The following is a 23340-nucleotide window of genomic DNA, read 5'->3' as shown; positions in this document are numbered from 1 at the left end:
ACATGACAGGGTACTGGTCGGGTGGCGTGTCCCGAGACGACGATCGGGCCGTGACCATCACCGACCCCTTCCTGTCGCTCAGCGCCCGCACCGGCCGGTTCACCTTCGGTGCGCCGCGCGCGTTCACCCTCGCCGAGGACGGTACCCGGCTGCTGCTGCTCCGCTCGACCGGTTCCGAGGATCCGGTCGACCGCCTGCACCTGCTCGACACCGCCACCGGCGAGGAACGACTGGTCGCCGACCCGGCCGTCCTCGCCCCCGGGCGCGCCGGCCGCCGCGACGACCTGCCCGCCGTCGAACGACGGCTGCGCGAACGCACCCGCCTGGTCGCCGCCGGCATCGGCACGTACGCGGCCACCGCCGACCTCGCGACCGCCGTCCTCGTCCTCGACGGCCGGCTGTTCCGGATCGACACCGCCACCGGCACCGGCACCGAACTGCCCGTCGCCGGGCCCGCGTTCGACCCCCGGCCGGACGCCGCCGGCGAACGCGTCGCCTACGTCGCCGACGACGCCCTGTACGTCACCCCCGGCCTCGAACCGCTCTCCCCCGCCGACGGCGCCCGCTGGGGCGTCGCCGAGTTCGCCGCCGCCGAGGAGCTCGGCCGCTCCCGCGGCCACTGGTGGCGCCCCGACGGCGGCGCGCTGCTGGCCGCCCGGGTGGACGAATCCGCCCTCCCCCGGCGCTACTTCGCCGACCCCGCCCACCCCGGCGAGCCCGCCGAGGACTTCGCCTACCCGCAGGCCGGCGGCCCCAACGCGGACGTCCAGCTCTGGGTGCTCGGCCTCGACCGCAGCCGGGTACGGCTCCGCTGGGACGCCGCCGCGTTCCCCTACCTCTGCGCCGCCACCTGGGCCTCCGACCAGGAGCTGCTGCTCACCGTCGCCGACCGGCTCCAGCAGCACGTCCTGCTGCTGACCGCCGACCCGACCACCGGCGAGACCCGCGAACTCTCCCGCACCACCGACGAGTTCTGGGTCGACGACCTGCCCGGCACCCCCGCCCGGCTGACCGACGGCCGGCTGCTCACCGCCCACGACACCCCGCAGGCCCGCGGCCTCGCCCTGGACGGCAAGCCGCTGGACACCACCGGGCTCCAGATCCGCCGGGTGGTCGGGCACCTGGACGACCGGCTGCTCTGCGAGACCGGCCAGGGCGACCCGGCCGACCAGTACGTCCACCTGGTCGACCCGGACGGCGGCGCACCCGAACCCGTCACCACCGGCCCCGGCGTGCACTCCGCACTCGCCGCCGGCCGCACCCTGCTGCTCACCACCGCCGACGCCGACGGCATCCGGCGCCGACTGCTGCGCGACGGCTCGCTCGACGCCTCGCTCGACGGCCCCGCACTGCCGCTCACCGACCTGAGCGCCACCCTGCCCTACCGGGTGCGGCCACGGCTCGCCCGGGTCACCGAACTCGGCCTGCCCACCGCCGTGGTGTACCCGCGCGACCACGTCCCCGGCCGCCGGCTGCCGGTGCTGCTGGACGTCTACGGCGGGCCCGGCTTCCAGGCCGTGGCGGCCGAGCCGCGCCGCTGGCAGCTCCGCCAGTGGTGGGCCGACCAGGGCTTCGCCGTCGTCACCACCGACAACCGCGGCACCCCGTTCGTCTCGCCGGAGTTCACCCGGGCGATCTTCCGCCGCTTCTCCCAGGTGGCGCTGGACGACCAGGTGAACGCCCTGCGGGCGCTCGCCGGGCAGCACCCCGACCTCGACCTCGGCCGGGTCGGCGTGCGCGGCTGGTCGTACGGCGGGTACTTCGCGGCGCTCGCCGTGCTGCGCCGCCCGGACGTCTTCCACGCCGCCTGCGCGGGCGCCCCGCCCACCGACTTCCGGCACTACGACACCGCGTACACCGAGCGCTACCTCGCGCTGCCGCAGGACAACCCGGAGGGCTACGCCGACGACTGCCTGGTCACCGACGCGCCCGGGCTGACCCGGCCGCTGCTGCTGATCCACGGGCTGGCCGACGACAACGTCCACCCCTCGCACACCCTGCTGCTCTCCGAGGCGCTCACCAAGGCCGGCCGGCCGCACAGCGTGCTGCCGCTGCCGGGCGTCACCCACATGACCCCGGGCGGAGTGAACGAGCAGGTCACCCAGGCCGAACTCGCCTTCCTGCGGGCGTCCTTGGGCTGAGCCTCCGGATTCACGGGCAGGGGCGTCGCACCGGTGGTGCGGCGCCCTTCGCCTTGCCCTCACCTCTTCCACGTGACCCGTGACATGTGAAATATTACCTGCGCTTCACCGAACGATTACTCCCACCCGGACCACCCGGGGCGCCCGGAAGCCCGGACCGCCCGGAAGCCCGGGACCCCCATCCCCCGGAAAGGACCGGTCAGTTGCGCAGACTGTCCGCCGCACTCGCGGCCGCGCTCACCACGAGCGCGATAGCCGCCACCCTGCTGGGCACCCCCGCCCAGGCCGCTCCCCTCACCGCCACGACCGCCCCCGCCACGATCGCCGCCGCCCCGGCGGAGCAGGGCGCCGAAGCCCCGCCCGCGCCGCTCGCCCCCCAGGAGCGCGAGCGCCAGGCGCTCCGCACCAAGGCCCTGGAGCAGCTCAACCAGGGCGCCGTCGCCAAGACCGCCGGCAAGCGGGCCCCCGCCAAGGTGAAGGTCGGCAACGACTACGTCCAACTGGCGCACCAGCGCACCGACAAGGTCTTCGTGATCCTCGCCCAGTTCGGCGACGAGGTCGACAACACCACCCAGTACAACGGCCAGCCCCGCTACGGCGGCACCCCCGGCCCGCGCCACGACCAGATCCCCAAGCCGGGCAAGGGCGACAACCACACGCTGTGGGAGCCGGACTTCGACCGCGGCTACTACCAGAAGATGTTCTTCGACGACACGCCCGGCGCCGTGTCCATGCGCAACTACTACCGCACCCAGTCCTCCGGCCGCTACGACGTCCAGGGCACCGTCAGCGACTGGGTCACCGTCCCGTACAACGAGGCCCGCTACGGCAGCAACAAGGGCCCGCAGGGCTCCGGCGCCTGGACCCAGGGCCAGGAGTTCATCCGGGACGCCGTCAAGGCCTGGTACGACGGCGAGATCGCCAAGGGCCGCAGCGTGGCCGACATCAAGGCGCAGCTCGCCCAGTACGACGTCTACGACCGCTACGACCACACCAGGACCGGCGAGTTCAACCAGCCCGACGGCTACCTCGACAACGTCATCGTGGTGCACGCCGGCGTCGACGAGACCTGGGGCGGCGGCGCCCAGGGGGCCGACGCGCTGTGGGCGCACCGCAGTTGGACCTTCCCCGACGCGACCGGCCGGACCGGCCCGGAGGGCAACAAGATCGGCGGCGCGCCGGTCGGCGACACCGGCCTCTACGTCTACGACTACGTCCAGGCCGGCGAGAACAGCGGCGTCGGCCTGTTCGCCCACGAGTACGGCCACAACCTCGGTCTGCCCGACCTGTACAGCACCAACGGCGGCGACAACAGCGTCAACTTCTGGTCGCTGATGTCCTCCGGCTCCTACCTCGGCAAGGGGCCGAACACCACCGGCGGCTACCCCGGCGACCTCGACGCCTGGAGCAAGCTCCAGTTCGGCTGGCTCGACTACGACGAGGCGCAGGCCGCCACCCGGTCCAGCCACGCCCTCGGGGTGAGCGGCTACAACACCGACCAGGCCCAGGCGCTGCTCGTCCACCTGCCGGACAGCACCACCAGCACCGACCTCGCCGACCCGTACGAGGGCGCCAGGCAGTGGTGGAGCGACACCGGCGACAACCTCGACAACTCGCTCAGCCGGGACGTCGACCTGCGCACCGCCACCGGCCCGGCCGCCCTGGACGCCGCCGCCTGGTACGACACCGAGCAGGACTACGACTTCCTCACCGTCGAGGCCTCCACCGACCAGGGCAAGCACTGGACGGCCCTGGGCGGCACCGTCGACGGCGCACCGATCGGCAACACCAACGCCAACACCCCCGGGCTCAGCGGCAGTTCGGGCACCTACCGGAAGCTGCACCTCCCGCTGGACAGCTACCTCGGCCAGCAGGTCCGGCTGCGCTTCCACGCCACCTCGGACGGCAACACCCACGGCCGGGGCGTGCTCGTCGACGCCGTGAGGATCACCGCCGGCGGCACCGAGCTCTTCGCCGACGGCGCCGAGAACGGCGCCAACGGCTGGACCGCCACCGGCTTCACCGTCATCACCGGCCGCACCGCCGTCAAGCAGCACCCGCGCGCCTACCTCGCCGAGAACCGCCGCTACACCGGCTACGGCGCGTTCCTGAAGACCGGCCCGTACAACTTCGGGTACACCGGCGTCGCGGGCAAGGCCGACGTCGTCGACACCTACCCGTACCAGGAGGGCGTCCTGCTCTGGCTGTGGGACACCGCGTACGGCGACAACAACACCAAGGACCACCCCGGCGGCGGGCTGATCCTGCCGATCGACGCCCACCCGGCGGCGGTCCGCTTCGCCGACGGCACCCTGGTCAACGGGCGGGCGCAGACCTACGACGCGCCGTTCTCGCTCAGGCCGACCACGGCGTTCACGCTGCACAAGGGCGGCGTCGCGGTGCGGATCCCGTCCGAGCCGGCCGTCCCGGTCTTCAACGACCACACCGGCACGTACACCGACCCGGCCCTCCCGCAGCTCGCGGTGAAGGTCCCGGACACCAACACCAGGATCGAGGTCGTCCGGGAGTCCCAGGGCGGGCGGATCACCACCGTCCGGGTCGGCCCGGCCTCGTAGGAACCCACAGCGAAGGCCCCGGGTCCCCCCGACGAAAAGGGACCCGGGGCCGGCTCGTGGGTCTCACCGCGCCCGGCGAACGGTTCACGCCGACCTCGGGCGGGGCCGTTCGGCGCCGACTCCAGGGGACAACTGTCCTGCTCGGCAACGGCAGTAATGCTCTGCGCAGCGAACGATCCGACCACGTCCGGTACGCTAGATCTTCAACAGGACTTGAAGTCAAGGAGTCGAGGAGCAGGCATGGACACCGCACCGGTCGACCTGCTGAGCGTCGGCGAGGTGGCCCGGCGGGCCGGGATCGCCACCTCGGCGGTGCGCTTCTACGAGGACCAGGGGCTGATCTCCTCCGAGCGGTCGCCGGGCAACCAACGCCGCTACCGGCGGCACGTGCTGCGCCGGATCTCGCTCATCCTGGTCGCCAAACGGCTCGGCATCCCGCTCTCCGAGGTGGCCGAGGTGTTCACCGGGCTCCCCGAGGACCGGATGCCGGGCAAGCACGACTGGGACCGCATCTCGCGGCGCTGGGCCGAACAACTGCGCGCCCGGCGGGCCGAGTTGGAGCGGCTGGAGGAGGAGCTGACCGGCTGCATCGGCTGCGGCTGCGTGTCGCTGCGCCGCTGCCGGGTGCTCAACCCCGGGGACGAACTGGCCGCCGAGGGGCCCGGCCCGCGCCGGCTGCTGCCGGGCACGGCGGGCGAGGCGGGCGGGCCGTCCGGACCGCGAGAAAGGCCGGAGCATGAGAACGGCAGGACCATGAACCGGACCGTGAACCGGACCGTGAAAACGGTGGAACCCGGTCGGACGCGGCCCTCGTGAGGTTCCCCGCCGCGCCCGACCGGGCGTCTGCGGCGAGGGATCGCGTCCCTCGCCCGTTGGGTGCCGTACCGCCCGGCGTGGGGGCAACTGGGCGGTACGGCGGCTCTATGTGGTCGGCCTCAGGCCTCCGGGAAGTGGCAGGCCGCCTGCCGGCTACCCGCCCCGGCGATCTGCAGCAGCGGACGGTCCGTGCGGCAGATCTCCTGCGCCTTGGGGCAGCGCGGGTGGAAGGTGCAACCGGACGGCGGGTTCGCCGGGCTCGGCGGGTCGCCGAGCAGCACGATCCGCTCCCGCGCGCGCTCCGCCGCCGGGTCGGGCAGCGGGACGGCGGACAGCAGCGCCTTGGTGTACGGGTGCGCCGGGCTGCCGTACACCTCGGCCTTGTCGCCGATCTCGACGATCCGCCCGAGGTACATCACCGCCACCCGGTCGCAGACCCGCTTGACCACCGAGAGGTCGTGCGCGATGAACACGTACGCCAGGCCGAGCTCCTGCTGGAGCCGCTCCATCAGGTTGACCACCTGGGCCTGGATGGAGACGTCGAGCGCGGAGACCGGCTCGTCGGCGATGACCAGCTTCGGCGAGGTGGCGAGCGAGCGGGCGATGCCGATGCGCTGCGCCTGGCCGCCGGAGAACTCGTGCGGGTAGCGGTCGATCTGCTCGGGGATCAGCCCGACCAGTTCCATCAGCTCGCCGGCCCGCCGGCGCGCGTCGGCCGCGCTCGACCCCTGGAGCAGCAGCGGCTCGGAGATGATCCGGGCCACCGTCTGCCGGGGGTTGAGCGAGGAGTACGGGTCCTGGAAGACCATCTGCAGGTGCCGCCGGTGCGGCCGCAGCCGGGCCTGGGAGAGCCCGCCGATCTCGGTGCCGTCGAAGGTGACGGTGCCCGAGGTCGGGTCGAGCAGCCGGACGATCATCCGCCCGGTGGTGGACTTGCCGCAGCCGGACTCGCCGACCAGGCCGAGCGTCTCGCCCTTGCCGACGTCGAAGCTGACGCCGTCGACGGCGCGGACCGGGGCGCCGGGCCGGCCGGTGCGGCTCCGTCGGCCGGGGAAGGTCTTCACCAGGTCCCGTACGGACAGCAGGTTCTCGGTCATGGCCGGGCTCCTTCCGGTACCAGCGGCAGGTGGCAGGCGGCCTGGTGGCCGGGGCCGAGCGGGCCGAGCTCGGGTCGGTCGGCCAGGCAGCGGGCGTGTTCCTCGGCGGTGGCGGTGCTGGTGCGGGCGCAGCGCGGCGCGAAGGAGCAGCCGGGGGCGGGGGCGATCAGCGACGGCGGGCTGCCGGGGATGGCCCGCAGCGGGGCGTCGTCGGTGTCGTCCAGGCGCGGCAGCGAGTCCAGCAGGCCGCGGGTGTACGGGTGCCCGGGGGTGGCGAACAGCCGGTCCACCGGGGCCTGTTCGGCGGCCCGGCCGCCGTACATGACCAGCACCTCGTGGGCGACCCGGGCGACCACCCCGAGGTCGTGGGTGATCATGACGACGCCGAGGCCGCGCTCCTGCTGGATGCGGGCGATCAGGTCGAGGATCTGCGCCTGGACGGTGACGTCGAGGGCCGTGGTGGGCTCGTCGGCGATCAGCAGTTCGGGTTCGCAGGCGAGCGCCATGGCGATCATGACGCGCTGGCGCATGCCGCCGGAGAACTGGTGCGGGTACTCGTCGACCCGCCGGGCCGGCTCCGGGATGCCGACCTCGGCCAGCATCTCGACCGCCCGCGCGCGGCCCGCCCTGCGGTTGGCCTTGAAGTGCACCCGGTAGTGCTCGGCGATCTGCTCGCCGACGGTGTAGAAGGGGTGCAGGCTGGACAGCGGGTCCTGGAAGATCATCGCGATCCGGCGGCCCCGGACGGTGCCCAGCTCCCGTTCGCCGAGCCCGTTGAGCTCCATCCCGTCGAGCCGGATCGAGCCGGTGACGGCGGCGCCGCGGTGCAGGCCCATGACGGCGAGCGAGGTGACGGACTTGCCGCTGCCGGACTCGCCGACCAGGCCGAGGGTCCGCCCGGCGTCGACGGCGAAGGAGATGCCGTCCACCGCCCGGACGGTGCCGCGGGGCGTGTCGAAGGAGACCTTGAGGTCCTCGACCTCCAAGAGAGTCATCAGTACCTCACTCGTGGGTCGACGAACGCGTAGAGCAGGTCGACCAGCAGGTTCGCCGCGACGATGAAGAAGGCCGCGAGCAGGGTGACGCCGAGGATCACGGGCTGGTCGGAGCGGCCCAGACCGTCGTAGAACAGCCGGCCGACGCCGGGCAGGCCGAAGATGGACTCGGTGATGACCGCACCGGCCAGAAGGCCGCCGAGGTCCATGCCGAAGATGGTGAGGATCGGCGTCACCCCGGCGCGCAGCCCGTGCTTGACCGTGACCGTCCGCGACGGCAGGCCCTTGGCCCGGGCGGTGCGGATGTACGGCTCGGCCATCGCCTCGATCATCGAGTTGCGGCTCTGCCGGGCGTACATGGCCGCGTACAGCAGGGCCAGGGCGATCCACGGCAGCAGCAGGTTGGAGGCCCACTCGAAGGGGTTCTCGGTGAACTTGTGGTACGCCGGGTAGGGCAGCAGCCCGGCCGTACGGACGACACCCCAGATCAGCATGATCGAGGTGAAGTAGACCGGCAACGAGGCGGTGCCGACCGAGAGCACCATCAGCGTCTTGTCGGAGGCCTTGCCCTTGCGCAGCGCCGAGGTGACGCCCGCGCCGAGGCCGAGGACCAGCCAGAGCACCGCCGCGCCGACGGCGAGCGAGATGGACACCGGCAGCCGGTCGACGAGCAGGTCCCAGACCGGCAGCCCGTACTCGTACGAGTAGCCGAGGCAGGGGAAGCCGCAGTGCACGGCGCTCGGGCCGCTGCCGTAGTCGCGACCGGCGAAGATGCCGCCCAGGTAGGCGAGGAACTGTTCCCAGATCGGCTTGTTCAGGCCCATCGCCGCCTTGACGTCGGCGAGCCGCTCCGGGCTGCAGGTCTTGCCGCAGGCCGCCGCCGCCGGGTCGTTCGGCAGCAGGTAGAAGATGGTGAAGGTGATGGCGCAGATGGCGAGCAGGATGCCCGCCACGCCGAGCAGTCGGCGGCCGAGGTAGAGGATCACGACCGGCCTCCCCGGGGGTCGAGGATGTCGCGCAGCGCGTCCCCGAGCAGGGTGAACGCGAGCACGGCGACGAACAGGAAAGCCGTCGGGATCAGGAAGTACGTCGGGTCGGTCTCGTAGTGGACGATGCTCTCCGCGATCATCTGGCCCCAGGACGAGGTCGGCGGGCGGACGCCCACACCGAGGTAGCTGAGCGCGGCCTCGGTGGCGATCATGCCGGGGATGAGCAGGGTGGTGTAGGCGATGATCGGGCCGGAGACGTTCGGCAGGATCTCCCGGGTGAGGATGCGCCAGGAGCGCGCCCCGCCGACCTTGGCGGCCTCGACGTACTCGCGGTGCTTGAGCGAGAGGGTCTGGCCGCGCACGACGCGGGCGATGCCGGGCCAGGTGAACAGGCCGATCACCAGGGTGATCAGCAGGATCCGGTTGACGTCCTTGGCCACCGACATCATCGCGATCATGAAGATCAGCGAGGGGAAGGACATGGTGAGGTCCATCAGCCGGGACAGCAGCGTGTCCGTCCGGCCGCCGAAGTAGCCGGCCGCGATGCCGGCCAGGGTGCCGGTGATGACGACGACGGCGGTCGCGGTGAACGCGATCAGCAGCGAGACCTGCCCGCCGTGCAGGACCCGGGCGAACAGGTCGCGCCCGGTGATCGGCTCGACGCCCAGCCAGTGCCGGGCGCTGATGCCGCCGAAGTCGCCCCGAGGCATGCCGCCCAGGTACGGGTCGATGGCGCGCTTGTCGAACTCCTCGGGGGACCAGCCGCCGAGCGAGCTCAGCGGGCCGGCCAGGGCGGCCAGCAGCAGCAAGGCGCCGACCGTGATCAGGCCGAAGCGGGCCGATCCCTTGGCCCACAGCTGGTCCCAGACCAGCCGCCACGGGCCGCGCCCGGTGGCCTTCGCGGGGCCCGTCGCCGTGGAGTCCACGGCGACGGGCTCAGTGGTTGTACTCATCGCCGACGGCCCCTCAGCCCTTGCCCTTGGCGGGGTCCTTGAGGCCGACCACGGCCAGGTCGATCATGCCGGCGTAGCCGGAGTTCCCGAACGCGCCGGCCACGTTGGTGCCGGCCAGCAGCGGGCGGCGCTGCCACATCAACGGGACGGCCGGGGCCTTCTTCAGCAGGTCCTCGTCCAGTTGCTGCCAGGCCTTGTTGGCCTCGTTGACGTCCGTCATGGCCGCGATCTGGTCCATCCGGTCCATCGTGGCCTGGTCCTTGAACTGGCTGTAGTTACCCTGGTTGCCCTTCTCCTTGATGGTCCGTCCGTCGAAGATGAACGGGAGGAAGGTCGCGCCGGACGGGTAGTCCGGGCACCAGCCGTTGATGGTCAGCTCGGGGGCGTTCTTGGTGTCGCCGAGCGTGTCGGTGAAGGCGGACGGGTCGACGGTGTTCACGGTGACCTGAACACCGGCCTTGGCCAGCGACTGCTGGATCGTCTCGGCGCGGGTCTTGTCGCCCAGGGAGACGGTGATCGACACCTTGAGGTCGGTCTTGCCCGCGTCCTTGAGCATCGCCTTGGCCTTCTCCGGGTCGCCGGCGGCCGGGATCTTCAGCGGGTCCGCCTTGGCGCCGCCGGTCAGCGACGGCGGGAGGTAGGAGGTGGCCACGTCGGCCATCGCCGGGCCGCCGAAGGCCGTCACCTGCGCCTCGCGGTCGACCGCCCACATCATCGCCTCGCGCACCTTCGGGTCGTCGAAGGGCGCCTTGGCGGTGTTCAGGTACAGCATGTCCGTACAGCCGGTCTGCTCGGCCGCCATGCGGGCCTTGACGTCCGGCTTGGTCAGCACCTTGGAGACGGACTCGTGGGCCATCCACGGCATCTCGATCGCGTTGGCGTCGGCGCCGTCGCTGGCGATGATCCGGTCGTCGGCCTGGCCGCCCTTGATGCCCTGGGTGACCACGATCTTGTCGGGGTACGCCTTGCGGACGGTGTCGGTGGACTGGTCCCAGTTGGTGTTGCGGACCAGCGTCAGCTGCTTGCCCCGGTCGTACGTGTCGATCTTGTAGGGGCCGGAGGAGAACGGCCGCGAGTCGTACTGGGTGCCCTTCTCCTGAGACTGCGGCACCGGGGAGAAGGTCGGGAGGGTGACGGTGTCCGAGAACTCGGCGACCGGGCGCTTCAGGTGGAAGACGATGGTCCTGTCGTCCGGGGTCTCGATGCTCGCCAGGTGCTCGCCAGTGAGCGGGCCCTTGTAGTTCTCGCCGCCGGCCAGGTACTGGACGGCGTAGTCGGGGCCGCCGGTGAGGTCCGGGGAGAAGGACCGCTCGACGTTGTACTTGATGTCGGCGGACTTGATCGGCGTGCCGTCCTCGTACTTGAGGCCGTCCTTCAGGGTGAAGGTCCACACCTTGCCGCCCTCGCTGGACTTGCCGAGGTCGGTGGCGAGGTCCGGGACGATCTCGCTGCCCGCCGCACCCGGCTCGGACTTGAAGGTGGTCAGGGTGCGGTAGATCAGCCGGGTGCCGAAGTCCATGTGCGGCACGGTCCAGTTGCGGGCCGGATCGAGGTGGGCGAAGTCCTGGTTCGTCAGGACGTTGAGGGTGCCACCCTTGACCGGGGTGCCGCCGATGACCGAACCGGACGCGGCGCCCGGGCCCTGGCCGTTGGAAGGCGCGGCGTCACTTCCGCTGTCGCTCTTGTCGTTCTTGCAGGCCCCGAGGCCGAGGGTGAGGGTCGCCGCGAGGACCGCCGCGAGGGCGGCGTGGGTGCGCCTGGTCATGTGCAACTCCGCTGTGGGGGGCCTGCCGTGAAGCCCGTGTCCGCCCCGGGAGGTGATCCGGGGCCCGACCGGGAGGCGACCTTCGAGGTCTGGCCGCTCCGCGGTGTGACCCGTAACATAGTAATGTGAAATTGCACTGCACAAGAGGTGACGCCCCCCGTTACCGAGCTGTGTCCGGGCCACACCACCCCCTCCCCACCTAGGAGTTCACCGGTGCCCCTCCGACAGACCGGCCTCAACACCGGGAGCCACGACCTCCCCGTCTCCCCCGCCCTCGACGCCTTCATGGGCACCCGCTGGGCCGCCACCCCCCTCCCCGCCGACCAACGAGTCCCCGGCCACGACCGCCTCCCCGGCCGCCACGCCCGCCTCTCCGCCGCCTTCCCCGGCGAGCGGCTGATCGTCCCCGCCGGCCGGCTGAAGGTCCGCTGCAACGACCTCGACCACCGCTTCCGCCCGCACAGCGCCTACGCCTGGCTCACCGGCCTCACCGGCGAGGACCAGGCCGACCACGTCCTCGTCCTCGAACCGACCGGCCCCCACGGCCACGAGCCGGTCCTGTACCTGCGCCCCCGCTCCCCCCGCGGCCGGCAGCACGCCAACGGCACCGAGTTCTACCGCGACCGCCGCTACGGCGAGTTCTGGGTCGGCCGCCGCCCCGACCTCGCCGAAGCCGCCGCGCTCACCGGACTGCGCACCGAACACCTCGACGACCTCGACAAACTCCTCGCCGGCCCCCAGCCGCCCACCCGCGTCCTCGCCGGCACCGACCCCCTCGTCGACGAATGCACCGGACGCCCCGGCGCCCACACCACGCGGGACGGCGAACTCGACGCCGTCCTCGCCGAGTTGCGCCTGGTCAAGGACACCTGGGAGATCGGCCAGCTCCAACTCGCCGTCGACCACACCGTCACCGGCTTCCAGGACGTCGTCCGCGCCCTGCCCACCGCCCTGCGCCACCCCCGCGGCGAACGCTGGATCGAGGGCGTCTTCGACCTGCGCGCCCGCGCCGAAGGCAACGGCACCAGCTACACCACCATCGCCGCCTCCGGCGCCCACGCCTGCGTCCTGCACTGGATCCGCAACGACGGCGCCCTCGACCCGAACTCCCTGCTCCTGCTGGACGCCGGCGTCGAAACCGACACCCTCTACGCCGCCGACATCACCCGCACCCTCCCGCTCAGCGGCACCTTCACCCCCGTCCAGCGGCAGGCCTACGACCTCGTCCTCGCCGCCCAGAGCGCCGGCATCGCCGCGCTGCGCCCCGGCGCCCGCTTCCGCGACTTCCACCACGCCGCCATGCGGGTCATCGCCGAAGGCCTCGCCGACTGGGGCGTCCTACGCATCCCCGCCGAACAGTCCCTCGCCGAGGACAACGGCCTCCACCGCCGCTACACCCTCTGCGGCAGCGGCCACATGCTCGGCCTCGACTACCACGACTGCGCCAGGGCCCGCGCCGACCGCTACCTCGACGGCACCCTGGAAGCCGGCATGGTCCTCACCGTCGAACCCGGCCTCTACCTCCAGCCCGACGACGAAACCCTCCCCCTCGAACTCCGCGGCCTCGGCATCCGCATCGAGGACGACCTCGTCATCACCCCCGACGGCGCCCACCTCATGTCCCACGCCCTCCCCCGCACCGCCCCCGCCATCGAATCCTGGATGGCCGACCTCCTCGGCTGAGCCCGGGGAGCGGCCGCTCACACCGCCCGTGCCGCCGCCCAGAGCTCCGCGATCAGGTCGGCCGCCGGGCCCGTGCGGGCCAGGTGGTGGGCGGTGCCGGCCCAGAGGTGCATGGACTGGAGGTCGGCGCGGCGGGTCGCGGCGGCGCGCAGCGGCTGGGTGAGGTGGTGCACCTCGGGGTAGGCGGGCGGGGCGTACGGGCCGTGGCGGTCGATGAAGGCGTTGCGCAGACCGCGGGCCGGGCGGCCGGTGAAGGCCCGGGTGACGGCCGTCTCCGGGAGTTCGGTGAGCGCCGCCCGGTGCGCGGCCGAGGTGCCGGCCTCGTCGGCGCGCAGCAGGGCCGTCCCCAGTTGCACCGCCGCCGCCCCGGCCCGCAGCGCCGCCGCCACCGCCGGACCGTCGCCCAGCCCGCCGGCCGCGATCAGCGGCAGCGCCGTCACCGCCCGGACGGCGGGCAGCAGCTCCAGCAGCGGGACGTCACCGGGCTCGTCCCCGATCCGGTGGGTGGCGCGGTGCCCGCCGGCCTCCGGGCCCTGCACGCACAGCGCGTCCATCCCGACCGCCTCCGCCGCCCGCGCCTCCGCGGGCGTGGTGACGGTGCCGACCTGGAACGACCCGGCCGCGCGGACCGCCGCCGCCTCCTGCGGCGTCGGCAGGCCGAAGGTGTACGAGACCACCGGGACCGGGTCCGCCAGCAGCACGGCGAGCTTGGCCTCCCAGTCGTCCCGGTCCGGCCCGATCTCCTCGGGCAGCGCCACGCCCCACCGCTCGGCCTCGGGCCGCAGCCGCTCCCGGTAGGCGGCGACGGCCGCCGGATCGCCGGGCGGGGCCGGGACGAACAGGTTCACGCCGAACGGCCCACCGGTCAACTCCCTGACCAGCGCGACCTGTTCGGCCATCGCGGCGGCGCTCCGGTACCCGGCGGCGAGGAAACCCAGCCCGCCGGCCCGGTTCACCGCCGCCACCAGCTCCGGGGTGGACGCCCCGCCCGCCATCGGCGCGCCGATCACCGGCACGGAAAGTTCATCGAGACGCACGGCCATCGGGGTCCTCCACTCCGGGCAACGGTTCGGACCCGGCCCACCCTACGCTCAGCGGATCAGTCCCCGCCCGCGCGCCGCCCGCACCGCCGCCGTCCGCGAGTCCACCGCCAACTTGGTGTAGACGTGCACCAGATGGGACTTCACCGTGGCCTGGCTCAGGTGCAGCCGCTGGCTGATCTGCTGGTTGGTCAGCCCGTCCGCGACCAGCCCCAGCACCTCGGTCTCCCGCGCGCTGAGCGCCGCCGCCGGCGTCCGCATCCGTTCCAGCAGCCGGTCGGCGACGCTCGGTGCCAGCGCCGAGCGGCCCGCGGCGGCTGCCCGGACGGCCTGGGCCAGTTCCTCCGGCGGGGCGTCCTTGAGCAGGTAGCCGGTGGCGCCGGCCTCCAGCGCGGGCAGGGTGTCGGCGTCGGTTTCGTAGGTGGTGACGACGAGGACCCGGGGCGCGCCCGGCCGGGCGGTGATCGCGGCGGTCGCCTGGGCGCCGTTCATGGCCGAGCCGGGCCCGAACTGGAGGTCCATCAGCACCACGTCGACCCCGCCCGCCGCGGCCAGTTCGACGGCCCGTTCGGCGGTCGCGGCCTCGGCGGCGATGGTGAAGTCCGGCTCGCCCTCCAGGACGGCCCGCAGCCCGGCCCGCACCACCGGGTGGTCGTCCGCCAGCAGCAGCCGGATCACCGCGCCGCTCCCGCGCCCGCCGTCACTGCGCTCGTTCACGCCCTGACCTCCGTCACTCCGTCCGTTCACGCCCCGTACGCCGTCGCTCCGCCCGTTCACGCCCCGCCCTCCGTCACCGGCAGCTGCACCGCGAGCGCCGTGCCCCCGCCGGGCGCCGACTCCACCGTGAAGGTGCCGCCGAGCGCCCGCGCCCGGGCCCGCATCGACGGCAGCCCGAACCCGCCGTCCCCTCCGCTGCGCCCGGCGACCGCCGCCGGATCGAATCCGGCCCCGTCGTCGAACACGTCCAACGCCACCTCGCCCTCCATGTAGCTGAGCGTCACCTCGGCGTGCGAGGCGTGCGCGTGCCGGACGGTGTTGCCGAGCGCGGACTGCGCGATCCGCAGCAGCGCGACCTCCTGCGGCACCGGCAGCCGTACCGGGTCCCCGGAGACGTGCAGTTTCACCGGCAGGCCGCTGTGCGCCGCCGTGGTGGCGCACAGCCGTTCCAGCGCGACCGGCAGCGGGTCTCCGTCGAGCGCGGGCGGGGTGAGCGCGCGGACGAACCGCCGGGCCTCGTCCAGGTTGTCCTGGGCGGCCTGCCGGGCCTGCTCGACGTACCCGGAGGCCGCCTCGGTGCGTTCCGGCAGGGCCCGCTGGGCGGCCCGCAGCAGCAGCTGGATGGAGCTGAGGCTCTGCGCGAGGGTGTCGTGGATCTCCCGGGCGAGGCGCTCGCGTTCGGCGAGCACCCCGGCGGTGTGGTGGGCGGCCGCGGCGTCGGCGCGGGCGGCGGTGAGTTCGTCGATCAGCCGGCGGCGCTCCTCGCTCTCCCGGTACAGCGCCTGGTAGCCGAGCACGGTGGCGGTGGCGACGGCCGCGCCGAGCGCGGGTCCGATCGCGGCGGGCAGGCTGAAGGTGTGCTGGTGCCAGGACCAGGCCGCGATGGCGGTGGCGGCGGTCAGCCCGACGGCGGTGAGGCCGCCGCGCCGCCCGAGCAGGTGCAGTTCCAGGAAGTACAGCGGGAACGCCAGCCACACCCCGTCCTGGGTGGCGATCAGCACGCCCACCCAGGTGACGCCGAGCAGCGCCAGCCAGAGCGCGGCGGCCCGGCGCGAGCGGCGGACGGCGGCCAGCCGGGGGCCGACGGCGTACACGGCGGCCATCGCGGTGGCCGCGGCGGCGACGGGCACCGGGTCGCCGTCCCGGCCGACGGCGGCACGGGCGACGGCCAGGGCGAGCAGGCCCGCCACGAGCAGGTGCAGGCAGACCTGGAGGACGCGGGCGACGGGGGTGGTGCGGGATCGTTCGGTCGCCATCCGTCCAGCCTAGGTTCCGAACCGGGCCCCGGCATCAATCAAAAGGTTGAACTCCGCTTCTGCCCTTTGATGCCGAGGATGCAATCCGCGGTGCGATGCCCGCGGGGCCCCTTCTCCGGCACGGTGGAAGCGTCGGAAACACTCGTTCAGCAGGAAGGCCCACCGTGTTCGTCGCCTGGAGGGATCTGGGGTTCGCCAAGGGGCGGTTCGCCCTGATGGGGACCGTCATCGTGCTGATCACCGTACTGGTCGGCCTGCTGTCCGGACTGACCGCCGGACTCGGCCGGCAGAACATCTCCGCGATCACCGGCCTGCCCGCCGACCACCTGGTGTTCGGCGAGCCCGCCGACGGGCAGAAGCTCTCCTTCACCGACTCCCAGGTCACCCCCGAGCAGTGGCAGGCCTGGGCGGCCGAGCCGGGCGTCACCTCCGCCCAGCCACTGGGCATCACCACCACCAAGGCCGCCGCCGGGACCCGCACCACGGCGCTGTCCGCCTTCGGCGTCCCGGACGGCTCCGCGCTGGCCCCGCAGGGCGCCCGGATCGCCCCCGGTCAGGCCGTCCTGTCGAAGACCGCCGCCAAGAACCTGGGCGGCCTCGCCCCCGGCGCCGACTTCACCCTGGCCGGGCACCGCCTCCGGGTCGCGGCCGTCGACGGCGACGCCGCGTACAGCCACACCCCGGTGATCTGGACCAGCCTCACCGACTGGCAGCAGGCCGTCCCCGGCGGCGCCGGCCACGCGACCGTCATCGCGCTCACCACCGCCAAGGGCGCCGACCTGCACGGCGCCGACGCCCGCCACGGCACCGAGACCCGCACCCGCGACGACGCCCTCGCCGCGATCGGCTCCTACACCTCCGAGAACGGCTCGCTCCAGCTGATGCGCGGCTTCCTGTTCGCCATCTCGGCCCTGGTGATCGGCGCCTTCTTCACCGTCTGGACGATCCAGCGCAGCGGCGACATCGCGGTGCTGAAGGCGCTCGGCGCCTCCACCCGCTACCTGCTGCGCGACGCCCTCGGCCAGGCCGTCCTGCTGCTGGTGCTCGGCACCGCCGCCGGCACCGCGCTCGCGGCGGGCGTCGGGGCCCTGGTCGGCTCCACCGTGCCCTTCGTCCTGGACGCCCCGACCGTCCTGTTCCCCGCCGCCGTCATGATCGCGCTCGGCGCGGTCGGCGCGGGCCTGTCCATCCGCCGGATCACCTCCGTCGACCCGCTGACCGCCCTGGGGAGCGCCCGATGAGCCTCGTCCTCGACCGCATCACCCTCACCTACCCGGACGGCGACGGCCGGCTCACGGCGCTGGACGACGTGTCGCTGACCGTCCCCAAGGGCTCGATCACGGCCGTCGTCGGCCCGTCCGGCTCCGGCAAGTCCAGCCTGCTGGCGGTCGCCGCCACCCTGATCACCCCGGACTCCGGCCGGGTGGTGCTGGACGGCACCGACACCACCGGCCTCGGCCGCGCCGAACTGACCGCGCTGCGCCGCACCCGGATCGGCATCGTCTTCCAGCAGGCCAACCTGCTGCCCTCGCTCACCGCCGTCGAACAGCTCCAGGTGATGGCCCACCTGGACGGCCGCTCCCCGCGCACCGCCCTCCCCCGGGCCCTGGACCTGCTGGCCGCCGTCGGCCTGCGCGACCAGGCCGCCCGCCGCCCGCACCAGCTCTCCGGCGGTCAGCGCCAGCGCGTCAACATCGCCCGCGCGCTGATGAACGACCCCACCGTCCTGCTGATCGACGAACCCACCAGCGCCCTCGACCACGAACGCGGCGCCGCCGTCCTCGACCTCATCACCGACCTCACCCACCGCCGCGCCACCGCCACCGTCCTGGTCACCCACGACCGCACCCACCTGACGGCCGTCGACCAGATCGCCGAAGTCCACGACGGCCGCCTGACAGTGCCCGCGGCTGCCTGAGCTACTTCTTCGCCGCCAGCACGTCGTCCACCGACAGCGTCACCGCCGCCCCGATCGACTCCGGCAGGGTGAACGACTGCCCCGGGTGGTGGACGGCGTGCACGCGGTACTCGCCGTCCTGCGGGTCAGTGAGCACCATGACCCGCTGGTTCGTCCGGTCCACGATCACGTAGACGGGTACTCCAGCGGCGGCATAGACGAAGGGCTTCCGCTTCAGGTCGTCGCTGAGGTTGGACGACGTGACCTCCAACACGAGCCGGAAGACCGCCGGGTCGTAACAGTTGTACTCGATCAAGTGGTCATCGATGTCGGCATCGACGATCGCCAGGTCGGGAACGGCGTAGTCCGACGGCCCGTCCGGCAACCAGATGCCAACGCCCTGAATGACGTCGACCTCATCCCCGTCGAGGCCGGCGGCGAACAGCACACGCATGAGGCGGCTCAGCGACTTGCCGTGCGAAGCATTCGGCGGCGGCGTCACGGTGATCTGGCTCCCGACGATCTCGACCCGGTGCCCGGCGAACTGGTTGGAGATCAGCTCGGCGACTTCGAGCAGCGTCGGCTGCTCGATGGGCTCTTCCACTGCTGCGGCGGACATGGATTTCCTCCTGGCTGCCGATGTCGAGAACATCATCGTAGGGCGCGAACGCATTCCGACGCCCGATCCCCAGTCTTCACCCGAACGGGCGGTTTAGCCCCGGTTAGCCCTACCGCGCCCGCAGCTTCAGCGCCGGGCGGGCCTCCTCGGCCGCCTCGTCCTGCCCCGCCCACAGCGAACGGACGTGGCTGAGGTGGCGGGTCATACAGGCCTCGGCCGCGTCGGCGTCGCCGGCCAGCATGAGGTCGAGCAGTTCCAGGTGCTCCTCCGCCGAGGAGGTCAGCTCGCCGCGCTCGTCGAGCCGGTTGAGGCCGTACAGCCGCGAGCGCTTCCGCAGGTCGCTGACGACGTCGACCAGCCGGGCGTTGCCGGCCAGCCCCAGCAGGTCCAGGTGGAACTGCCGGTCGGCCTCCAGGTACCCGATGAGGTCGTGCTTGCGCGCGGCCGCGACGATCTCCTCGGCCTGCGGGCGCAGCCGCTCCAGCTGCTCCTTGGTCGCCGTGCGCGTCACCCGGCCGACGGTGGGGACCTCGATCAGGGCGCGGATCTCGGTGTAGTCGTCGAGGTCACGCTCGGTGAGCTCGGTGACCCGGAAGCCCTTGTTGCGGACGGCCTCGACGAGGCCTTCGCGGGCGAGGTCGAGCATGGCCTCGCGGACGGGGGTGGCGGAGACGCCGAAGTCGGCGGCGAGCGCGGGTGCGGAGTAGACGACGCCGGGGCGCAGTTCGCCGGAGATCAGGGCTGCCCGGAGCGCGTGGGCGACCTGGTCGCGAAGCCGCTCCTGTACGGAGATCAGGGTGCGGGGTTTGAGGTCGGCCATGGTGTTCCTCCGGGTGGGTGCAGAACACCAGCGTACAATGTCACGTTACGTTGAGTGCGCAACATTCCACGATTCGAACGGTCCCTCAGCACCCGAGGCCCCGGCCGAAACCCATGGTGGCAGCGGCCGGCGGCCGTGACAACGGCCGGCGGCGCACGACCTGTCGCCCGCCCTGCTCATACGGAGCCGGCCCGGCAGGGGATCCCTTCCCGCCGGGCCGACTCCCGCTTCATAGCCCCCGACACCCGCCAGGAGCAACGGACTTGGGAATCGAGATCGCCCTGTACGACGACCACCCCAACAAGGGCGGCCGGTCCGTCCCGACCCTGCTGCACCTCTCGGTCGACCACGGCCCGGCCCTCGCCGCCGCCCTGGCCGCGCACGCCGGGCCGGTCGACCACCGGCCCGGACGGCTCGGCCGGATCGACCCGTACGGCGACACCCGGTTCAACGAGCAGGACGCCGGCGCCGCCTTCGAGGAGGCCACCGTCCTGCTCGCCCACTGCGCCGCCACCCCGGGCAGCTGGCTCCACTTCCTCGGGGACTGAAGGTCAGCCTGCCCCGGTGCTCCGGTACACCTCCGCCGCGACCGCCAGGTCCTCCCACGCCATGCCGACGCTCTTGAAGAACCGCGGCCGCCCCGCCGGCACCAGCGCGTCGCCGCGCACCAGCTCGGCCAGGTTCCACACCTGTCGGCCGGTCACGCCCGCCATGATCAGGTCGCCGGCCTCGCGGGCCGCCACCGTCCGTGCCTCCACGTACAGTTCGGCCCGCCCGACCAGCACCTCGTCCACCTCCCGCGCGTCCGGCTCGTGCGAGCCGACCGCCGCGACGGCGGCGTGCGCGGGCACCAGGGCGCCGTCGAACAGCGGCGTGCGCGCGGTGGTGCAGCAGACCACCAGGTCGGCCCCGGCGACCGCCCCCGGCTCGCCGACCCCGGCTGCCAGCCCGAGCCCCCGCCCGTACGCGGCCAGGGCCTCGGCCCGTCCGGCGTCCCGCGCCACCACGGTGAGCCGGGTCAGCGGCTGAACGGCCAGCAGCGCGTCCAGGTGCCCGTACGCCTGCGGCCCGGAGCCGAACAGCACCAGGTGCTCGGCGTCCGGCGCGGCCAGCCGGCGCAGCGCGACGGCGGTGACGGCGGGTGTGCGCAGCGCGGTGAGCGCGGCGCCGTCGAGCAGGGCGAGCGGCTGCAGGGTGGGCCCGTCGAGCAGCAGGTAGCTGCCGGTGATCCGGGGCAGTCCGCGCCCGGGGTTGGCGGGCGCGACCCCGGCGATCTTCACCCCGGCGTACGGGCCGGCGGCGGCCGGCATCATCAGCAGTTCGCCGGCCGGGACGGGGACGGCCGAGCGGGCCGGTGCCGACTCCGGGTCGAACCCGTCGAGCAGCACCCGCTCGATCGCCGCCACCGCAGCCGCGGGCCCGACCCCGCCGACGCCCGGCACGGCGTACTGGAGCGGCTCAGCCGCCGTACCGGGCGGCACAAGAGGCGACGCAGGAGGCGGCGCAGCAGGGTCCACAGGAGGGTTCGCGGGAGGGTTCGCGGGAGCGGTCACAGGAGGAACCCCGCGCCCAGGTCGTCGTCCGGTTCCAGGACGAACGCGTGCTCGCCGGTGCGGTGCGCGCTGCCGGTGACCTCGGTGACGACGCCGCCGTCCAGCGGGTCGCCGCCGGGCAGGACGCGGCCGGTGAAGACCGTCCCGATGACGGACTCGTGCCGCAGCTCCTCCCCCGGCGCGAGCCGGCCCTCGGCGGCGAGGACGGCGAGCCGGGCGGAGGTCCCGGAGCCGCAGGGTGAGCGGTCGATCTGCCCGTCCGCGAAGACGGTGACGTTCCGTTGGTTCAACACGCCGTCCTCCGAGACGAGTTCGTCGAACAGGATGACCCCGTACACCCCCGACAGCAGCGGGTCGCTCGGGTGCGCCACCGCCGCCGCGCCGGCCAGCAGCTCCCTGATCTCCCGCCCGGCGGCGGTGAGTTCGGGCAGTTGCGCGGGCTCGACCGCGAGGCCGAGGGCGGCCGCCGGCACCGAGGCGTAGCAGGCGCCCGCGTGCGCCACCGCGACCTCCACGGTGCCCCGTGAAGTGGCCAGCGGCAACTTCAGAGCGGCGACCCGGGTGGGCACGTTGCGGAAGGTGACGCCGGTGGTCCGCCCGCCGGCCCGGTGCACCAGCGCGGTGACCCGGCCGGACGGCACGTCGATCCGCACCCGGGCCACGCCGTCGGCGGGGGCCGCGACCCGCCCGGAGTCCACCGCCCAGGCGCCGAGCGCGATGGTGCCGTGCCCGCAGGCCGTCGAGTAGCCGTCCTTGTGCCAGAACAGCACCCCGAAGTGCGCCTCGTCGTCGTCCGGCGGCACCAGGAACCCGCCGTACATCCCGGCGTGGCCGCGCGGTTCGCGGCTGAGCAGCTGCCGGGCGTCGTCCAGCGCGCTCGGCCGGGGCGCGGTCGCGCTGCCGCCGGCGCCGAGGGCGATGGCCCGCCGTTCGGCGACGCTGTCGCCGGGGATCGCGGGCACGCCGTCCAGCACGATCCGGAACGGCTCGCCGGCCGCGTGGTAGTCGACGGTGCGGACGGGCATCACGCGCCACCGCCCGGCAGGACGCTGACGGTGCGGCTGACGGTGTAGAAGTCCAGCGCCGCCTGGCCCTGCTCGCGCTCGCCGTGGCTCGCGCCCTTGGCACCGCCGAACGGCAGGTGGAAGTCGACGCCGCTGGACGGCGCGTTGACCCGGATCATGCCCGCGTCCAGCCGGTCGGCAGCGGCGAGCGCCACGTCCAGGCTGCGGGTGTGCACCGAGGTGGCGAGGCTGTGCGGGGTGTCGTTGGCGAGCGCGATCGCCTCGTCGAGGTCGGCCGCGGCGTGCAGCAGCGCGATCGGGCCGAAGAACTCCTCGCGGGCCAGCGGGTGTTCGGCCGGCACGTCGGTGAGCAGGGCCGGTTCGACGTACCAGCCGTCCCGCTCGGGTGCCCGGCCGCCGGTGAGCAGGGTGGCCCCGACGGCGACGGCCGAGTCGACGGCGGCCGTCAGCCGGTCCCGGGCGGCGGCGTTGATGACCGGCCCGCAGGCCGCGTCGTCGACCAGTTCCAACGCCTTGACCAGGGCGTCGCGCAGCGGCTCGTACGCGGCGCCGACCGCGATCACCCGGCTGGTGGCGGTGCACTTCTGCCCCGCGTACCCGGCGATGGCGGCGGCGAGGTGGGCGGCGGCCTGCGCGAGGTCGGCGTCCGGCAGCACCAGCGCGGCATTCAGCCCGCCGAGTTCGGCCTGCACCGGCACGCCGCGCTCGGTGGCGGCCCGCACCACGGCCCGACCGACGCCGGTCGAGCCGGTGAAGGAGACCACGTCGGCCGTGTCGACCAGCGCCGCGCCCTCCTCGGCGCCGCCCGGCAGCACGGTGAACACGTCCTCCGGCAGCCCGGCCCCGGTGGCCAGTTCGGCCAGCCGCAGCGCGCAGGCGGTCGCCTCGGGCGCCGGCTTGAGCACCGCGGTGTTGCCGACCGCCAGCGCCGGCGCGGCCTTCCAGGTGGGGATCGCCAGCGGGAAGTTCCACGGCGCGATCAGCCCGGCGACGCCGTACGGGCGGCGCCGGGTGAGCAGCAGCCCGGGCCCGGCGGCGGTCTCGTGCACCGCCCCGGACGGCGCGAACGGCGCCTGCGCGTAGTAGCGCCAGATCGCCGCGGTGCGAGCGACCTCGCCGCGCGCCTCGGCGAGCGGCTTGCCGACCTCGCGCACGATCAGCCCGGCCAGCTCGTCCGCGTGCGCCTCGACCGCTTCGGCGATCCGGCCGAGCGCCGCGGACCGGGCGCCCGCGCCGGCCGCGAGCCAGCCGGGCTGGGCTGCCCGGGCCCGGGCGACGGCGGCCCGGACGGCTTCGGCGCCGGGTTCCTCCACGGCGACGACGAGGTCCGCGGGGTCGGCGGGGTTGTACGAGGTGATGGTCACGACCAGCAGCCCTTCGAAGGTGGTTCAGCGGACG

The 23340-nt window shown here is 73.6% G+C and carries 20 protein-coding genes; 7 read left to right on the top strand and 13 right to left on the bottom strand.

Going from position 1 to position 23340, the window contains the following annotated elements; translation table 11 throughout:
• Nucleotides 1–50 precede the first annotated feature (50 nt).
• The 3 genes from AB0P03_RS00400 to soxR all read left to right on the top strand — a co-directional run bounded on the left by AB0P03_RS00400 (nucleotide 51) and on the right by soxR (nucleotide 5533).
• Nucleotides 51–2141, top strand: a complete 2091-nt coding sequence (locus tag AB0P03_RS00400; RefSeq protein WP_363583843.1) for a prolyl oligopeptidase family serine peptidase — start codon at nucleotides 51–53, stop codon at nucleotides 2139–2141.
• A gap of 203 nt (nucleotides 2142–2344) precedes the next feature.
• Nucleotides 2345–4717: an immune inhibitor A domain-containing protein gene (locus tag AB0P03_RS00395; RefSeq protein WP_363627455.1), complete on the top strand. Its 2373-nt coding sequence runs from the start codon at nucleotides 2345–2347 to the stop codon at nucleotides 4715–4717.
• Nucleotides 4718–4957: 240 nt separating this feature from the next.
• A complete protein-coding gene (soxR, locus tag AB0P03_RS00390) occupies nucleotides 4958–5533 on the top strand; it encodes a redox-sensitive transcriptional activator SoxR (protein WP_363627454.1) in 576 nt (191 codons plus the stop codon).
• Nucleotides 5534–5652: 119 nt separating this feature from the next.
• Here the strand turns inward: soxR and AB0P03_RS00385 are convergent, their stop codons facing one another.
• The 5 genes from AB0P03_RS00385 to AB0P03_RS00365 are packed head-to-tail and all read right to left on the bottom strand — an operon-like array spanning nucleotide 5653 to nucleotide 11332.
• Nucleotides 5653–6630 carry an oligopeptide/dipeptide ABC transporter ATP-binding protein gene (locus tag AB0P03_RS00385; RefSeq protein ID WP_363583847.1) on the bottom strand — a complete coding sequence of 326 codons (978 nt, stop codon included), beginning with the start codon at nucleotides 6628–6630 and terminating at the stop codon, nucleotides 5653–5655.
• Nucleotides 6627–7625: an ABC transporter ATP-binding protein gene (locus tag AB0P03_RS00380; protein ID WP_363583849.1), complete on the bottom strand. Its 999-nt coding sequence runs from the start codon at nucleotides 7623–7625 to the stop codon at nucleotides 6627–6629. Before AB0P03_RS00380 ends, AB0P03_RS00385 begins: the two co-directional genes overlap by 4 nt.
• Entirely contained in the window at nucleotides 7625–8611 is a 987-nt protein-coding gene (locus AB0P03_RS00375; protein WP_363583851.1) for an ABC transporter permease, read from the bottom strand. Before AB0P03_RS00375 ends, AB0P03_RS00380 begins: the two co-directional genes overlap by 1 nt.
• Nucleotides 8608–9567 (bottom strand): ABC transporter permease, encoded by a 960-nt coding sequence (locus AB0P03_RS00370; protein WP_363627453.1) that lies wholly within the window; start codon nucleotides 9565–9567, stop codon nucleotides 8608–8610. Before AB0P03_RS00370 ends, AB0P03_RS00375 begins: the two co-directional genes overlap by 4 nt.
• A gap of 13 nt (nucleotides 9568–9580) precedes the next feature.
• Nucleotides 9581–11332 carry an ABC transporter substrate-binding protein gene (locus AB0P03_RS00365; RefSeq protein ID WP_363583855.1) on the bottom strand — a complete coding sequence of 584 codons (1752 nt, stop codon included), beginning with the start codon at nucleotides 11330–11332 and terminating at the stop codon, nucleotides 9581–9583.
• Nucleotides 11333–11545: 213 nt separating this feature from the next.
• On the opposite strand from AB0P03_RS00365, the gene AB0P03_RS00360 reads away from it, so the two are divergent.
• Complete coding sequence (locus AB0P03_RS00360; protein ID WP_363627452.1) at nucleotides 11546–13015, top strand: aminopeptidase P family protein; 1470 nt, start codon at nucleotides 11546–11548, stop codon at nucleotides 13013–13015.
• A gap of 17 nt (nucleotides 13016–13032) precedes the next feature.
• On the opposite strand, the gene AB0P03_RS00355 is transcribed toward AB0P03_RS00360, so the two are convergent.
• From AB0P03_RS00355 to AB0P03_RS00345, 3 genes are read right to left on the bottom strand one after another with little or no spacing between them, the layout of a single operon-like run.
• Nucleotides 13033–14058, bottom strand: a complete 1026-nt coding sequence (locus AB0P03_RS00355; RefSeq protein WP_363627451.1) for a nitronate monooxygenase — start codon at nucleotides 14056–14058, stop codon at nucleotides 13033–13035.
• A 48-nt stretch (nucleotides 14059–14106) separates the two neighbouring features.
• Nucleotides 14107–14772, bottom strand: coding sequence for a response regulator transcription factor (locus AB0P03_RS00350; RefSeq protein ID WP_363618140.1), 666 nt, complete (start codon nucleotides 14770–14772; stop codon nucleotides 14107–14109).
• Nucleotides 14773–14828: 56 nt separating this feature from the next.
• Nucleotides 14829–16028, bottom strand: a complete 1200-nt coding sequence (locus AB0P03_RS00345; RefSeq protein WP_363583863.1) for a sensor histidine kinase — start codon at nucleotides 16026–16028, stop codon at nucleotides 14829–14831.
• Between the two features lie 164 nt (nucleotides 16029–16192).
• Between AB0P03_RS00345 and AB0P03_RS00340 the strand changes: the two genes are divergently transcribed.
• Together AB0P03_RS00340 and AB0P03_RS00335 are read left to right on the top strand one after the other, a co-directional pair.
• Nucleotides 16193–17269: an ABC transporter permease gene (locus tag AB0P03_RS00340; protein WP_363627450.1), complete on the top strand. Its 1077-nt coding sequence runs from the start codon at nucleotides 16193–16195 to the stop codon at nucleotides 17267–17269.
• A complete protein-coding gene (locus AB0P03_RS00335) occupies nucleotides 17266–17946 on the top strand; it encodes an ABC transporter ATP-binding protein (protein ID WP_363627449.1) in 681 nt (226 codons plus the stop codon). Before AB0P03_RS00340 ends, AB0P03_RS00335 begins: the two co-directional genes overlap by 4 nt.
• A 1-nt stretch (nucleotide 17947) precedes the next feature.
• Here AB0P03_RS00335 and AB0P03_RS00330 read toward each other — a convergent pair whose 3' ends face one another.
• Entirely contained in the window at nucleotides 17948–18544 is a 597-nt protein-coding gene (locus AB0P03_RS00330; protein ID WP_363583869.1) for a Uma2 family endonuclease, read from the bottom strand.
• A 109-nt stretch (nucleotides 18545–18653) separates the two neighbouring features.
• Nucleotides 18654–19364 (bottom strand): GntR family transcriptional regulator, encoded by a 711-nt coding sequence (locus AB0P03_RS00325; protein WP_363627448.1) that lies wholly within the window; start codon nucleotides 19362–19364, stop codon nucleotides 18654–18656.
• 263 nt (nucleotides 19365–19627) lie between these two features.
• On the opposite strand from AB0P03_RS00325, the gene AB0P03_RS00320 reads away from it, so the two are divergent.
• Nucleotides 19628–19912 (top strand): hypothetical protein, encoded by a 285-nt coding sequence (locus tag AB0P03_RS00320; RefSeq protein ID WP_363627447.1) that lies wholly within the window; start codon nucleotides 19628–19630, stop codon nucleotides 19910–19912.
• A 3-nt stretch (nucleotides 19913–19915) separates the two neighbouring features.
• On the opposite strand, the gene AB0P03_RS00315 is transcribed toward AB0P03_RS00320, so the two are convergent.
• The 3 genes from AB0P03_RS00315 to AB0P03_RS00305 all read right to left on the bottom strand — a co-directional run bounded on the left by AB0P03_RS00315 (nucleotide 19916) and on the right by AB0P03_RS00305 (nucleotide 23312).
• Entirely contained in the window at nucleotides 19916–20845 is a 930-nt protein-coding gene (locus AB0P03_RS00315; RefSeq protein ID WP_363627446.1) for an ornithine cyclodeaminase family protein, read from the bottom strand.
• Nucleotides 20846–20913: 68 nt separating this feature from the next.
• Nucleotides 20914–21942, bottom strand: a complete 1029-nt coding sequence (locus tag AB0P03_RS00310) for a proline racemase family protein (RefSeq protein ID WP_363583874.1) — start codon at nucleotides 21940–21942, stop codon at nucleotides 20914–20916.
• A complete protein-coding gene (locus AB0P03_RS00305) occupies nucleotides 21942–23312 on the bottom strand; it encodes an aldehyde dehydrogenase family protein (RefSeq protein WP_363627539.1) in 1371 nt (456 codons plus the stop codon). Before AB0P03_RS00305 ends, AB0P03_RS00310 begins: the two co-directional genes overlap by 1 nt.
• Nucleotides 23313–23340: the final 28 nt, after the last annotated feature.

Origin of the sequence: Kitasatospora sp. NPDC088779 (genome assembly GCF_040685395.1) — a bacterium.
Lineage (GTDB): Bacteria > Actinomycetota > Actinomycetes > Streptomycetales > Streptomycetaceae > Kitasatospora.
This window is presented reverse-complemented; position numbering and strand designations above follow the sequence as displayed.

What these genes read in the sequence shown, in the direction of transcription:
- soxR (WP_363627454.1), top strand. Translation starts at nt 4,958, where the DNA reads ATGGACACCGCACCGGTCGACCTGCTGAGCGTCGGCGAGGTGGCCCGG.
- AB0P03_RS00385 (WP_363583847.1), bottom strand. Translation starts at nt 6,630, where the DNA reads ATGACCGAGAACCTGCTGTCCGTACGGGACCTGGTGAAGACCTTCCCC.
- AB0P03_RS00380 (WP_363583849.1), bottom strand. Translation starts at nt 7,625, where the DNA reads ATGACTCTCTTGGAGGTCGAGGACCTCAAGGTCTCCTTCGACACGCCC.
- AB0P03_RS00370 (WP_363627453.1), bottom strand. Translation starts at nt 9,567, where the DNA reads ATGAGTACAACCACTGAGCCCGTCGCCGTGGACTCCACGGCGACGGGC.
- AB0P03_RS00365 (WP_363583855.1), bottom strand. Translation starts at nt 11,332, where the DNA reads ATGACCAGGCGCACCCACGCCGCCCTCGCGGCGGTCCTCGCGGCGACC.
- AB0P03_RS00355 (WP_363627451.1), bottom strand. Translation starts at nt 14,058, where the DNA reads ATGGCCGTGCGTCTCGATGAACTTTCCGTGCCGGTGATCGGCGCGCCG.
- AB0P03_RS00345 (WP_363583863.1), bottom strand. Translation starts at nt 16,028, where the DNA reads ATGGCGACCGAACGATCCCGCACCACCCCCGTCGCCCGCGTCCTCCAG.
- AB0P03_RS00335 (WP_363627449.1), top strand. Translation starts at nt 17,266, where the DNA reads ATGAGCCTCGTCCTCGACCGCATCACCCTCACCTACCCGGACGGCGAC.
- AB0P03_RS00330 (WP_363583869.1), bottom strand. Translation starts at nt 18,544, where the DNA reads ATGTCCGCCGCAGCAGTGGAAGAGCCCATCGAGCAGCCGACGCTGCTC.
- AB0P03_RS00325 (WP_363627448.1), bottom strand. Translation starts at nt 19,364, where the DNA reads ATGGCCGACCTCAAACCCCGCACCCTGATCTCCGTACAGGAGCGGCTT.
- AB0P03_RS00310 (WP_363583874.1), bottom strand. Translation starts at nt 21,942, where the DNA reads ATGCCCGTCCGCACCGTCGACTACCACGCGGCCGGCGAGCCGTTCCGG.